Here is a 12,912-nt window from a genome sequence, read left to right on the forward strand (position 1 = left end):
TGCTCCACACAACATTTCTTTTCGATAGCTTATATTTTTGTTCGAAAATGAGTGAGTCAACGGCATCGGCAAAAATCTGAGGGGAAGAGTGGGATGAGTGGTGAATATGACGTAAACCTGCGCTACGGCGTGGATACCGCAATGAATCTGGCCGGCAAAGTGGCCGTCGTGACCGGCGGGCTGGGCGGTATCGCGATGGCGACCAATGGCATGTTGCTGGAGAAGGGCGCGAGTCTGGCACTACTCTATCCGCCGTTTGAAGCAGAGAAGGTGGCCAGCCTGAGGGCAGATTTCCCCGTCGAGCGGGTGCAGTTTGTCTGCTGTGACGTTACCGATCCTGCGTCGGTTGAACAGGCTTTTGACGATGTGGTTTCCCACTATGGCCGGATCGATATCCTGGTGAATTGCGCAGGCTACGTGATGCTGCAGCCGGTGATCGAAACCGATTTTGACGAGTGGCAGAAGCAGATTGCGGTGAATCTCACCGGGCCTTTTCTCTGCTCACAGGCCGCCGCACGGCTGATGATCCGTGCCGGTGCGGGCGGCAAAATTATTAATATCGCCTCCCAGGCGGCATCCATCGCTATCGACAACCATGTCGCCTACACCTCAGCCAAAGCGGGCCTGCTGGGCATGACCAAAGTGATGGCCAAAGAGTTTGCCCCGCATCGCATTAACGTTAACACCCTGTCGCCCACCGTGGTGCTGACGCCGATGGGCGAAAAGGCCTGGCGCGGCGAGAAGGGCGAGCAGATGAAGAAGCTGATTCCGCTCGGACGCTTTGCCTATACCGATGAGATCGCCGCTGCGGTGCTGTTTTTCGCCAGCAACGGCAGCGACATGATCACCGGCGCCGATTTGATGATCGATGGGGGCTTTACTATCTGGTAAGGCCAATCCAGCACCCGGGAATTCATACCCTGCCATAACGATAAGAGAGAACATCATGAAAAACCGTACCTTGCTGTGCACTGCCGTGGCTGCCTGTCTGGTTTCGCAGGCGGCGTTTGCCGCCGAAAAGGGCACCATTATGATTCTGGTTAACTCACTCGATAATCCCTACTACGCCTCCGAAGCCAAAGGCGCCAATCTCAAAGCGCAGGAGCTGGGTTACAAAACAACGGTGCTGTCGCACGGCGAAGATGTGAAAAAGCAGAGCGAACTGATCGACGCCGCTATCGGTAAAAAAGTACAGGGCATCGTGCTGGATAACGCCGACTCCACCGCCAGCGTGGCGGCGATTAAAAAAGCCAAAGATGCCGGGATCCCGGTGGTGCTGATCAACCGCGAAATTCCGGTGGATGACGTGGCGCTGGCGCAGATCACCCACAACAACTTCCAGGCGGGTTCAGACGTTGCCAACGTCTTTGTTGAAAAGATGGGCGAAAAGGGCAAATACGCCGAACTCGCCTGTAACCTGGCGGATAACAACTGCGTGACACGCTCGAAATCGTTCCATCAGGTGCTGGATCAGTATCCTGATATGCAGAGCGTGGCGCGTCAGGATGCCAAAGGCACGCTGATCGACGGCAAGCGCATTATGGACAGCATCCTGCAGGCGCATCCGGATGTGAAAGGGGTGATCTGCGGTAACGGCCCGGTGGCGCTGGGCGCCATTGCCGCGCTGAAGGCGGCCGGTCGCAACGATGTCATCGTGGTGGGGATTGATGGCAGCAACGACGAACGCGATGCAGTGAAAGCGGGCACGCTGAAAGCCACGGTCATGTTGCAGGCGCAGGCGATTGCCGCTGAAGGGGTGACCGATCTCGATAACTTCATTCAGAAGGGCGTGAAGCCGGAAAAACAGCGGGTGATGTTCCGCGGCATTCTGATTACCCCGGAAAACGCTACAGGTGTACAGGACTTTAACTACAAGTCGTAATTAAACGCTGTCGCGCCTGCGAAAGCGGGCGCCAGGGAGAAGATGATGTCCCGAAGAGTCTGGCTGACGCTGGTGGTCTTGCTGTTAAGCGGCTGCAAAATTGTGTCGCAGCAGGAGCTGGCTGCCCTGAAAAATCCCCCCAATCCGAAAATGGCAAACATCGACCAGCTCTGGCAGCAGAAACTGGTGCCGCAGGTTCAGGCAGAGGCTAAACCGCTGGCGACGCTGATGAAGTCGCTGCAGTCTGCTAAAGACTTCGACAGTGCCTGTCAGAGCTACGGCTATCGCAGTCAGGCTGAGAATCCCTGTGTCTTCAGCGTCTCGGTTAGCGGCGAGGTGACCGCCGTAAATACCACGTCACGCAGCGGGAAGATGACCGTGAAAGATGAATCAGGTGACAGCGTCACAATTCAGGTGGGGCCAATCATTCGTGGCACCGCTTTGCGGGATGTCTACAAAGGCGTGAGCTATCAGGACTTCAATGACCAGGTGCTGTTTGGTGATTACGGCAAGGCGATTAACCAGCACGCCTCCACTCTGATGCAGCAGTTTGCGCCGAAGGTGGGCGATAAAGTGAGGGTTTCCGGCGTGTTCAGCAGCTGGGACATTCCGCAGCAGCTGCCGGATATCACTCCGGCTGCGATCACCCGGCAATAAGGAGCGGCAGATGCAAAATCCTCAACCGCAACAGTCCGGCGACGTGATTATCGAAACGCGCAACGTGTCGCGTCTTTATCCCGGCGTGACCGCGCTCGATCAGGTCAGTTATCGGGTCTACCGCAATAAAGTTAACGTGCTGATCGGTGAGAACGGCGCCGGTAAGTCCACCATGATGAAGATGCTGGCGGGTGTAGAGACGCCGTCGTCGGGCGAGATTCTGCTGGATGGCAAGGTGGTGTCTCTGAACTCCACGCATCAGGCGGAGAAGCAGGGGATCAGCATCATTTTTCAGGAGCTGAATCTGTTTCCCAACATGAACGTGATGGACAACATCTTTATCGCCAATGAGTATTTCCAGCGCGGGGTGATCAATGAAAAGTATCAGTACGCGCTGGCAAAGTCGCTGCTGGAGCGGCTGCAGCTGGATGTCGATCCTTACGCGCCGCTGGGTGAGTTGGGTATTGGTCATCAGCAGCTGGTGGAGATTGCCCGGGCGCTGTCGAAGGATACCCGGGTACTTATCATGGATGAACCGACCAGCGCCCTGAGCCAGTCTGAAGTGAAAGTGCTGTTTAACGTCATCGATCAGCTTAAGCGGCGTGGGGTCACCATTATCTACATCTCTCACCGGCTGGAAGAGCTGATGGAGATTGGCGATCACATCACCATTTTCCGCGATGGCCGTTTTATCAGTGAGCGCGAGGTACGGGACGCCAGCGTGCCGTGGATTATCGCCCAGATGGTGGGTGACAAGAAAAAGCAGTTCGACTATCAGCCTGCGCCACAGGGGGAAACGGTGCTGGAGGTAGAGGGCCTGACTGCGCTGCATCAGAACGGCGGTTACAAGCTGAATGACGTCAGTTTTACGCTGCGCAAAGGCGAGGTGATCGGCATTTATGGTCTGCTGGGTGCCGGACGCACCGAGCTGTTCAAGGGGCTGATTGGCCTGATGCCCTGTCAGTCGGGCCGGGTACGTTTAGCGGGCAGGGATCTGGTGAAACGCAGCTTCCAGCAGCGGCTGAAAAGTGGCATAGCGCTGGTGCCCGAAGATCGCAAAGGCGAAGGGGTGATTGAACTGATGTCGGTCACCGCCAACATGACGCTCTCTGACTTCAGCCTGCGCGGTTTTCGACGTGCGCTGGGGCTGTTAAATCCTGCCAGGGAGCAGCAGCGGGTCAGTGAGATGATCGGCCATCTGGCGATTAAAGTCAGCGATCCCGATCTGCCGGTTACGGCGCTGAGCGGCGGTAATCAGCAGAAGGTGGTGCTGGGTAAAGCGCTGATGACCGGGCCGCAGGTGGTGCTGCTGGATGAGCCAACGCGCGGTATCGACGTGGGTGCCAAAACCGACGTCTATCACCTGATTGGCAGTCTGGCACAGCAGGGGCTGGCAGTGATGTTCTCCTCCTCTGAACTGGATGAGGTGATGGCGCTGGCGGACCGCATTTTAGTGATGGCCGATGGCCGGATAACTGCCGATCTGCCGCGCGCAGCGGCGACGCGAGAACATCTGATTGCGGCATCAACCCCGCAGGATTAAGAGCCTGACCCATCAGGCTACTTTATTTGTCCGTCTGAACCTGGGCAGTGGTCACACAGGCTGCTTTAGCAACCTGAACGCCCGTCAGGGCGGCCCTGAAGGGGCGAGCACAGCGAGTAATCCTGACGTACTGCGTGTACGTGCCGGTTGTTCCGCGCTGTCCGTGTCCAGACTGCCTGAAACCATTACGCCTGGCGGGCCAGGCTCTAAGCTGGCCGGAGAATTTCATGAACCAAAAATATCTGCTCTATATGTACCTGCTCAAGGCCCGCACCTTTATTGCGTTGCTGATTGTGGTCGGCTTTTTCAGCGTGATGGTGCCGAACTTTCTTACCCCCTCTAACCTGCTGATCATGACGCAGCACGTGGCGATTACCGGCCTGCTGGCCATTGGTATGACGCTGGTGATCCTGACCGGCGGTATCGATCTCTCGGTGGGTGCGGTCGCCGGGATCTGCGGCATGGTGGCGGGCGCACTGCTCACCAATGGCATCCCGTTGTGGGGCGGCAATACGCTGTTTCTCAACGTGCCTGAAGTGATTCTGGTGGTGGCCATCTTTGGCGTGCTGGTAGGACTGATTAACGGCACGGTGATCACCCGACTGGGCGTCGCACCCTTTATCTGCACCTTGGGCATGATGTATGTGGCGCGCGGTGCGGCGTTGCTGTTCAACGACGGCGGCACTTACGCCAACCTGGTGGGAGTGCCCGCGCTGGGCAACACCGGCTTTTCGCTGCTCGGCTCCGGCACCGTACTGGACGTTTATCTGCCAATCTGGCTGATGCTCGGCTTTTTACTGCTCGGCCTCTACCTGACGCGCAAAACCCCGCTGGGTCGTTACATCTACGCCATTGGCGGCAATGAGTCCGCCGCGCGACTGGCGGGCGTGCCGATTATCAAGGTGAAAGTCTTTGTCTACGCCTTTTCCGGCCTCTGCGCGGGACTCGTCGGGCTGGTGGTGGCCTCTCAGTTGCAGACCGCGCACCCGATGACCGGCAACATGTTTGAGATGGATGCTATTGGTGCCACCGTGCTGGGCGGCACGGCGCTGGCAGGTGGACGTGGTCGGGTTTCCGGCTCGATTATTGGCGCTTTCGTTATCGTCTTCCTGGCGGATGGCATGGTGATGATGGGCGTCAGCGATTTCTGGCAGATGGTAATTAAAGGTCTGGTGATTGTGACTGCGGTAGTCATCGACCAGTTCCAGCAACGTCTGCAAAGCAAAGTGGTGCTGCTGCGTCGCCATGAAAAAAAGCAGCAGGCAGCCCCCCTTACTGATGTTCGTCACAGTTAACAGGAGCGATTATGAGCCGCGAACAACGTGGAAAAACAGTGGTGATAACCGGTGCCTGTCGTGGCATCGGGGCCGGGATCGCGGCGCGTTTCGCCCGCGACGGGGCCAGGCTGGTGATGGTGTCGAATGCTGACCGGGTGTTCGCTACAGCCGACCAGCTTCAGCAGCAGTATGGCAGTGAGATTCTGGCGCTGCAGGTCGATATCACGGATGAAGCTGCGGTGCAGCAGCTCTATCAGCAGGCCTTTGAACGCTTTGGTCAGATCGACGTCTCGATACAGAATGCGGGCGTGATCACCATCGACCGCTTCGACACCATGCCGAAAAGCGACTTTGAGCGGATTCTGGCGGTTAACACCACCGGCGTCTGGCTTTGCTGCCGTGAAGCGGCGAAATATATGGTGCAGCAGCGCAGTGGCAGCCTGATCAACACCTCATCGGGGCAGGGACGACAGGGCTTTATTTACACGCCGCACTACGCCGCCAGCAAAATGGGGGTGATAGGCATTACCCAGAGTCTGGCGCTGGAGCTGGCGCCGTGGAACATTACGGTCAACGCTTTTTGCCCTGGCATCATTGAGAGTGAGATGTGGGATTACAACGATCGCGTCTGGGGCGAGATCCTCAGCAGCGAGGAGAAAACCTACGGTAAAGGGGAGCTGATGGCGGAGTGGGTGAAAAACATTCCGCTGAAGCGTGCCGGTCAGCCGGAAGATGTCGCCGGACTGGTGGCCTTTCTGGCATCAGAGGATGCGCGATACATCACCGGGCAGACCATCAATGTGGATGGCGGGTTGATCTTCTCCTGATGCGGTGAGAGATCGCAGGCCTGCTGTAAACGCAGGCCTTTTTCTGACCCGGACTTTTCTGTTATATGCACAATTCGCCGCTGCTGTCCTGCATCGCCGTCACAATATGTTAAGGTAATAGCTGATGATTTTTGTTTAATTGCAGCTACGAACTAATCAATGTGCCGGGTGACATGATACGGAAAACAGGGGTTCTCTCTTTGATTGCGCTGTCGCTGACTGCCACGCAGAGCGCCCGCGCCTTCCAGACTGAAACAGCGGTGTCAGAGACGCCATTCGACAATCCTGCGCGCTACAGTCAGTCGCTGCCGACGCTCGGCGGTGCCAGCGATCAGGATGAAGAGTGGAGCAAAAAGCTGGCGGCCGTGGCCAAAAGTATCGGTGAAGCGAGTAACAACAGCGACAGCAATGTCACGTTTGGTCAGCAGGCGGGCGTCTGGGCGTTCAATCATCTGCGCGATGAAGTGGCCGATCGGGTTGAGAGCGAAGGGCAGTCACTGCTTTCCCCTTACGGCACCGCGCAGCTGGATCTGAAAGTCGACATGAACGGAAACTTTACCGGCACCGGCGGCGATCTCTTCAGCGCACTGGCCGACGAAAACAGCCGGCTCACCTTCAGCCAGCTTGGTCTGCACGATACCGGCGATGGCCTGGTTGGCAATGCAGGACTGGGGCAACGCTGGGATGCCGGTGACTGGCTGCTGGGTTACAACGGCTTTGTTGACCGCGTGTTCAGCAGCGGCCTGCAACGCGCCTCTGTGGGCACGGAAGCGTGGAGCGATTCAATGCGCTTCTCGGCCAACTACTATCAGCCGCTTTCCGGCTGGAAAAATCTGGGCGATTCGCAGCAGCAGCGCATGGCGCGCGGCTACGATATTACCAGCCAGAGCTATCTGCCCTTTTATCGTCAGCTGGGCGTTTCGGTGAGCTATCAGCAATATCTGGGTGAGAATGTCGATCTGTTTAACAGCGGCAACCGCTATCACAATCCCTCCGCCATGTCGTTTGGCCTCTCTTACACTCCCGTGCCGCTGGTGACGCTGTCCGCTACCCATAAAACCAGCAGCGCCGGTGAGAGTCAGGATCAGCTGGGGCTGAAACTCAACTATCGCTTTGGCGTGGCGCTGCGACGTCAGCTCGATGCCGGAAACGTCGCGGAGGCGCACTCTCTGCGCGGCAGCCGTTACGATACCGTCACCCGCAGCGATACGCCGGTGCTCGCCTTCCGTCAGCGCAAAACGCTGTCCGTGTTTCTGGCAACCCCGCCCTGGCAGTTAAGCAGTGGCGAGAGTCTGCCGCTGAAGCTGCAGGTGCGCGCCAGCAATGCTATCAAGGCGGTAAGCTGGCAGGGCGATACGCAGGCGCTGAGCCTGACACCTCCGGCCAATAACGCCGATCCGCAGGGCTGGAGTGTGATCTTACCGCAATGGGATCCGTCGCCAGACGCCAGCAACGAATATCGCCTGTCGGTAACGCTGGAGGATAGCAAGCAGCAGCGTGTGACCTCTAACTGGATCACCCTGAAAATTCAGCCACCGATGACCGTGGACGAGGCCCCGCAGAACGATCGTTATGATTTGATGGCACCCGGCGGCACCACACTTTAGTTGGGATGCTTTACTGCACAGAAAGGATTGGGGGGAGTGAATAGCGGTGGTGGTGTGCAGACGGCGTTGTTAACGTCTGCAGGCCCGACAGCGGTTACTGGCAGAGATAAGTTGTCGGGATGACGAAGGCGCGGCAGAGTGACATCACTATTGATCCTGAAATGAGAGCGGGAACCACTGGGTGAAAGCAGGAACGACGCTGCGCTGCGGGCAGGGTATTGATATTAAGAAGGCGCGGGCAGCGCCGCCATTTAGCACAGCGGCCCGGTTATCAGTTAACCATGCTCATCACAATACGCACCGCTCTGGCGTAGACTTCTCGCTGACCGTTTACCGACCGTGCCTGCTGATGCTGCAGGAATGCAATTATGTCCTGTAAGCCTGCCGTCTTGCCTGACTTCAGCAGGCTCGACACGGCCTGCCCTACAACGGCATGGACGTCAGCCATATCTGCCGGTTTATCGGTACTCAATTGAAACTCCAGCGCAACCGTTCTGTTGAATAGCACCTGAAGAGGCAACACTCAGGCGATTCAGCTTTATCAGCCTGGTCACAGGTTTTTTATAAGCCAGCATCATGGCAGGGCCTTAAGCAGCTTTTCACGCAGCGTTGCCACCTGGGTTGTCAGGTCACCAAGTTCACTACAGGCGGTATCCATCACCGAGATCATATCAGCCGGGACGCCAGCCGCCGCGACTTTAAGCTGGTGGCCCTGTTCTGTCAGGGAGATCAGTACCCGGCGCTCATCATTTCCCGTGTCACGCTGGCGGCAGATAATGCCCCCGCTTTCAAGCCGCTTCAGAAGCTGGCTGAGCGTGCCGGAATCAAGCCGGACACGTGCACCAATATCAGAGACGGTCAGGCAATCTTTCTCCCACAGCACCAGCAGCACCAGATATTGCGGATAGGTCAGACCCAGCGGTTTTAACCGCGACTGATAGAGCTTTGTCATGGCAAGTGAGGCGGAATAGAGCGCAAAGCAGAGAAACTGGTCGATGGTTTCAGGCGCTGCACTGGCGGGAGGCGTATCGGAGATCCCCGCGGGTTCGTCATTCATATCTTTACTCATTCTGAGTCCGGGGTGGGACAGCCAGACCCCAGGCTGTTGGTCAGCCGTGAAGTCTCGCGAATAGTATCTCGGGGAGATGTTGATTTCGGCAGCATCTCTTTCTGGTGTAAGACACCAGACTTTTAAGCGCTATCGCAGCGGGAGAAAAAGCCTTTAGCTGCGCCGCCGATTGAAAGTCGGCACAGTATTGAGTCAAATTAAATTGAAGTCAACATAACCGGTCGCAACCCTTGCGCACAACGTGCGCCGGGTGCAACGCAGCTAAGATCGGCAGGACAATTTCAGCATTTAACCCAGGCTGAAGCCGCCCGCCGATACGGCTTATACGGTGAAGGTCTCTACCATACCGCGCAGGTCGCGCGCCTGGGCCAGCAGTGACTGCGATGCAGAAGAGGACTCTTCCACCAGCGCGGCGTTATTCTGCGTGACGCCATCCATCTGACTCACCGCAATACTGACCTGGGAGATGCCCTGCATCTGTTCACCGGAGGAGAGGGAGAGGTTGTCCATAGCATCGGCCAGTTCACCGACGCGGCTGACAATCTTCAGGATGCGCTCACCCGTTCCGGCCGCTACGGTCACGCCATCCTCGACCTGCGTCACGGCCTGCTCAATCAGCTGCTTAATGTCGCGTGCTGCGGTGGCGCTGCGCTGGGCCAGTGAGCGGACTTCACCCGCGACCACGGCAAATCCGCGGCCCTCTTCACCGGCGCGCGCCGCTTCGACGGCGGCGTTGAGCGCCAGAATATTGGTCTGGAAAGCGATGCCTTCAATCACCGACGTAATATCGCGTACCCGAACGGCACTCAGCGAAATGTCATGCATGGTTTCTGACAGGCGCTGGACATCTGCTTCGCCCGCCTGGGCCAGGGTGGCGGCCTCGCGCGCTGAACCGGCAGTCTGCTGCGCGCCCGCGGCGTTGCTTTTTACCGTGGCGGTGAGCTGCTCCATGCTGGCGGCCGTTTCCTGCAACGCAGCAGCCTGCTGCTCGGTACGGGATGAAAGCTCGGTATTGCCCTGCGAAATCTCATCGGCCGCTAGCGCCACCGAGGCGGATGCCCCTTTGATCTGCGTAACCAGTTCGCGCAGGTTGGTCTGCATGCCGCTGAGCGACGCAAGCAGGCTGGTGCTGTCGCCACGGCGCAGCGTGACCGGCGAGGTGAGATCACCGGCGGCAATCGCAGCAGCCAGCGTCTGAGCCTGCACCGGTTCGCCGCCCAGCTGGCGCATCAGTATCCGCACAATAAACGCGCAGGTGACGACGGCAGCCAGCACGGAGAGCACCGCCAGGATGATCAGTATCCAGGTGGTGCGGGCGATAGCGATGCCGTTATCCACTACCGCATCACGGCTGCTGCGCATCTCAAGCTCGGTCAGATCGTTTATCGCCTTCAGCAGGCTCTGCTGAGCCGGACGCGCCACCTTTAACAGATAGTCGGTGACCTCCTGCTGACGATTTTCCATCCCCAGTTTCCCGGCGGTCATCAGCGTGGAGAGAGCGGCTTCTTCAGTGGACTCGATTCTGCTCATCGCCTCCCGTCCTGCCTGTCCGGGGTCGGTCTGCATCATGCCTGAGAGTACTTCGCGGTTGCTGATGTAGAGCGTCCGCTGTTTTTGCAGACGTTCCCATTCTGGCTTCATGGCAACGGGATCGGTCAGCAGAGCAAGGTTACGCACCGCGATTGCCATATCCCGCACGCCACCGCGCATATCCAGCACCGTCTGGTACTTTTTCAAACGGACATTAACCACCTCGTCCATACCATCGCGAGCGCTATCCAGCGCGTGAATCGCGGTGCCGGTACAGATAATAAACAGCAGAATAAGCAAGCCAAAACCTGCGCTAAGGCGCGTTGAAATTTTCATCTCTCGTTCCGAAAGAGTTCATTGGGTAAACCGGTATCGGCAGGAGAGAGAACTTCTGGAGAGTTACGTTTAACTAAATTGTTCGCTATTTAATTTAACGAAATTAAAAATTGCACGTATACCCACCCCGTTATGCCACAAAAATCGTAACGGGAGTGATAACGAAATTCCGGCCAATATCCTGATAAATCGCTTTTTATCGCCTGACGAGTGTGCGCCTTTTCGCGCGGTGCAGCCGCGCGATACGCCAGCGTCATAACCCGTCAAAAACACCGGAATGCACAAATTTAACCGGACGGGCCTGTTAATCTGGCTGCTGCTGCCGATAGAACACTATTCGACATTGATGACGTAACCGACACGCATCGGGCTCCGCAGAACGTCTGCCTCATTGCCGTAAGGCGAGTGAGAACGTGCGAATGCGATGAGTAAAAATAGCGGAGGGGTGATAATTGTCGGCAGCTTAGCAGACATTGTATGAGAAGTACGCCCCGGTTTTTTACTGAAAATTAAAACAAAACTCTGACACTTTCCATCACCGGGAACTAACGCATGCGCCTGAAACTTTTCTGGCTCGCAATGCTGAATATTGCGACCATCATTTTACTCTCCACGCTGTGGGAATTCGGGCTCGAGGCGTGGATCTCCAGCCTGCTGGGCCTGAGCTATGATCCCGATTTTGAAACCAGTGAGCGGCTGCGGTTTATCCTGACCTCCACCTCGTTTGCCGGACTGGCAATGATTATTCCGGCGCTGCTTATTGCGGGTCTGATCCGCAACACGCTGCGTGCGGAAAAAAACGCGCTCAGGCTGGCCGGAACTGATGCGCTGACGGGGGTCATGAACCGCCGATCGTTCACAGCACACATTGCTTCGCTTGATGCCGACGGGACGCCCTACACACTGACGCTGCTCGACATCAATGACTTTAAGAATATCAATGACCTGAACGGTCATCGTCAGGGCGACGCCACGCTGGTCGCGCTGGCCAATCTGCTGATCGCTTCGGCGGGTACCGGGAGTCAGGTGTTTCGCATCGGTGGGGATGAATTTGCCATTGTTGCCCAGGCTTCACAGGCAGAGCAGGCACTGGCCGCCGCCGAAAGCTTCTGCCAGCATGCGGCATCCATCCGGACCGGTCCGCACACCTTCCTCAGCCTTTCAGCAGGCATTGCCAGCTCAGCCTGCACGGGTCAGGCTGATGTCGTGCGGGCGGCGGATCTGGCGCTGTACGAGGCGAAGCAGGATAAGTGCGCCTGTCTGGCACGATTCTCCCCGGACATGGAGCTGCGCTTTCGCCAGCGGGAAAGGCTGGAGCAGGAGGTTGTTGCCGCTGTAAGCGGTCACGCCATCGTTCCCTTTCTGCAGCCGCTGGTTTCACTGCGCACCGGTAACATTACCGGCTTTGAGATACTGGCGCGCTGGATCACTGCGTCCGGTCAGACGGTTTCACCTGCAGAGTTTCTGCCAGTGGTGGAGCGGCTGGGGTTGATGGACAGCATGACCGTGGCGCTGCTGCAGGATGCTGTCAGTGCAACCCGGGCATGGCCAGCCGGGCTCTGCCTGTCGCTGAACATTACCCCGGAGCAGTTGCTGAGACCGTCGCTGACCAGCTGTTTGTCCAGCATTATGCAGCATGCCGGGCCGGTAATGCTGGAACTTGAAATCACCGAACAGAATGTCATGGCCATTTCTGACGATGCCCGCCAGGCGATCCGTCTGCTGAAAGAGGCCGGTATCGGAGTGGTGCTGGATGATTTTGGCACCGGCTACTCCAACCTGTCGGTTTTGCTGGGGCTGGGTATTACCAAAATCAAAATTGACCAGACGTTTATCGCCGGAATCGTGACCGGATCTGAGCAGCGAAAAGTGGTGGAAACGCTGCTGGCACTCTGTCAGGGGCTTAATGTGATCATTACTGCAGAGGGCATTGAGGATGTCGCCACGCTGAGGTGGCTGAGAAAGCGCGGCTGTGATTACGGTCAGGGATATCTCTTCAGCCGTCCGGTTCCTGCCGGGCAGGCCACCACGTTGCTGGCGTCCGCTAACGTGGAGGAATTGATGCAGGAAGAGGCGATGGCCGTTAGCTTAGTCAGGTCGCTGGGCTGAAAGCGCGCAACACTCTCTGTGGCCGGGATTAAAACAATAAACGGGCCCGGCGGTCAGAGCCGGGCCCGCTGTCAC

Annotated in this window: 11 protein-coding genes; 8 read left to right on the forward strand and 3 right to left on the reverse strand. The window is 57.4% G+C overall.

Annotated elements, in window-relative coordinates; genetic code table 11:
* Positions 1–93 precede the first annotated feature (93 nt).
* The 7 genes from AC6I8B_RS08610 (at position 94) to AC6I8B_RS08640 (ending at position 7,793) form a co-directional block, all read left to right on the forward strand.
* Positions 94–891 (forward strand): GolD/DthD family dehydrogenase, encoded by a 798-nt coding sequence (locus AC6I8B_RS08610; protein WP_033771597.1) that lies wholly within the window; start codon positions 94–96, stop codon positions 889–891.
* A gap of 55 nt (positions 892–946) precedes the next feature.
* Positions 947–1,882: a D-ribose ABC transporter substrate-binding protein gene (locus AC6I8B_RS08615; protein ID WP_157351966.1), complete on the forward strand. Its 936-nt coding sequence runs from the start codon at positions 947–949 to the stop codon at positions 1,880–1,882.
* A 45-nt stretch (positions 1,883–1,927) separates the two neighbouring features.
* Positions 1,928–2,539 carry a DUF2291 family protein gene (locus tag AC6I8B_RS08620; protein ID WP_010245779.1) on the forward strand — a complete coding sequence of 204 codons (612 nt, stop codon included), beginning with the start codon at positions 1,928–1,930 and terminating at the stop codon, positions 2,537–2,539.
* Positions 2,540–2,549: 10 nt separating this feature from the next.
* On the forward strand, positions 2,550–4,082 hold the full coding sequence (locus AC6I8B_RS08625; protein WP_157351968.1) for a sugar ABC transporter ATP-binding protein: 1,533 nt from the start codon (positions 2,550–2,552) through the stop codon (positions 4,080–4,082).
* A gap of 227 nt (positions 4,083–4,309) precedes the next feature.
* Positions 4,310–5,377, forward strand: a complete 1,068-nt coding sequence (locus tag AC6I8B_RS08630; RefSeq protein WP_497817698.1) for an ABC transporter permease — start codon at positions 4,310–4,312, stop codon at positions 5,375–5,377.
* Between the two features lie 11 nt (positions 5,378–5,388).
* Positions 5,389–6,186, forward strand: coding sequence for an SDR family oxidoreductase (locus tag AC6I8B_RS08635; protein ID WP_010245769.1), 798 nt, complete (start codon positions 5,389–5,391; stop codon positions 6,184–6,186).
* A gap of 173 nt (positions 6,187–6,359) precedes the next feature.
* Positions 6,360–7,793, forward strand: coding sequence for a YchO/YchP family invasin (locus tag AC6I8B_RS08640; RefSeq protein WP_171820329.1), 1,434 nt, complete (start codon positions 6,360–6,362; stop codon positions 7,791–7,793).
* Between the two features lie 271 nt (positions 7,794–8,064).
* On the opposite strand, the gene AC6I8B_RS08645 is transcribed toward AC6I8B_RS08640, so the two are convergent.
* The 3 genes from AC6I8B_RS08645 to AC6I8B_RS08655 form a co-directional block, all read right to left on the reverse strand.
* Positions 8,065–8,265, reverse strand: a complete 201-nt coding sequence (locus AC6I8B_RS08645) for a hypothetical protein (RefSeq protein WP_194709459.1) — start codon at positions 8,263–8,265, stop codon at positions 8,065–8,067.
* A 102-nt stretch (positions 8,266–8,367) separates the two neighbouring features.
* Entirely contained in the window at positions 8,368–8,862 is a 495-nt protein-coding gene (locus AC6I8B_RS08650; protein WP_157351971.1) for a MarR family winged helix-turn-helix transcriptional regulator, read from the reverse strand.
* Positions 8,863–9,183: 321 nt separating this feature from the next.
* Entirely contained in the window at positions 9,184–10,728 is a 1,545-nt protein-coding gene (locus tag AC6I8B_RS08655; protein ID WP_157351973.1) for a methyl-accepting chemotaxis protein, read from the reverse strand.
* 552 nt (positions 10,729–11,280) lie between these two features.
* Here AC6I8B_RS08655 and AC6I8B_RS08660 point away from each other — a divergent pair.
* On the forward strand, positions 11,281–12,837 hold the full coding sequence (locus AC6I8B_RS08660; RefSeq protein WP_157351978.1) for a putative bifunctional diguanylate cyclase/phosphodiesterase: 1,557 nt from the start codon (positions 11,281–11,283) through the stop codon (positions 12,835–12,837).
* Positions 12,838–12,912: the final 75 nt, after the last annotated feature.

It is taken from the genome of Pantoea sp. X-Soil-ISGK-285 (genome assembly GCF_059730815.1).

Excerpts from the sequence above, each read along its gene's own strand:
- AC6I8B_RS08610 (WP_033771597.1), top strand. The coding sequence starts at position 94 with ATGAGTGGTGAATATGACGTAAACCTGCGCTACGGCGTGGATACCGCA.
- AC6I8B_RS08615 (WP_157351966.1), top strand. The coding sequence starts at position 947 with ATGAAAAACCGTACCTTGCTGTGCACTGCCGTGGCTGCCTGTCTGGTT.
- AC6I8B_RS08620 (WP_010245779.1), top strand. The coding sequence starts at position 1,928 with ATGTCCCGAAGAGTCTGGCTGACGCTGGTGGTCTTGCTGTTAAGCGGC.
- AC6I8B_RS08625 (WP_157351968.1), top strand. The coding sequence starts at position 2,550 with ATGCAAAATCCTCAACCGCAACAGTCCGGCGACGTGATTATCGAAACG.
- AC6I8B_RS08630 (WP_497817698.1), top strand. The coding sequence starts at position 4,310 with ATGAACCAAAAATATCTGCTCTATATGTACCTGCTCAAGGCCCGCACC.
- AC6I8B_RS08635 (WP_010245769.1), top strand. The coding sequence starts at position 5,389 with ATGAGCCGCGAACAACGTGGAAAAACAGTGGTGATAACCGGTGCCTGT.
- AC6I8B_RS08640 (WP_171820329.1), top strand. The coding sequence starts at position 6,360 with ATGATACGGAAAACAGGGGTTCTCTCTTTGATTGCGCTGTCGCTGACT.
- AC6I8B_RS08650 (WP_157351971.1), bottom strand. The coding sequence starts at position 8,862 with ATGAGTAAAGATATGAATGACGAACCCGCGGGGATCTCCGATACGCCT.
- AC6I8B_RS08655 (WP_157351973.1), bottom strand. The coding sequence starts at position 10,728 with ATGAAAATTTCAACGCGCCTTAGCGCAGGTTTTGGCTTGCTTATTCTG.
- AC6I8B_RS08660 (WP_157351978.1), top strand. The coding sequence starts at position 11,281 with ATGCGCCTGAAACTTTTCTGGCTCGCAATGCTGAATATTGCGACCATC.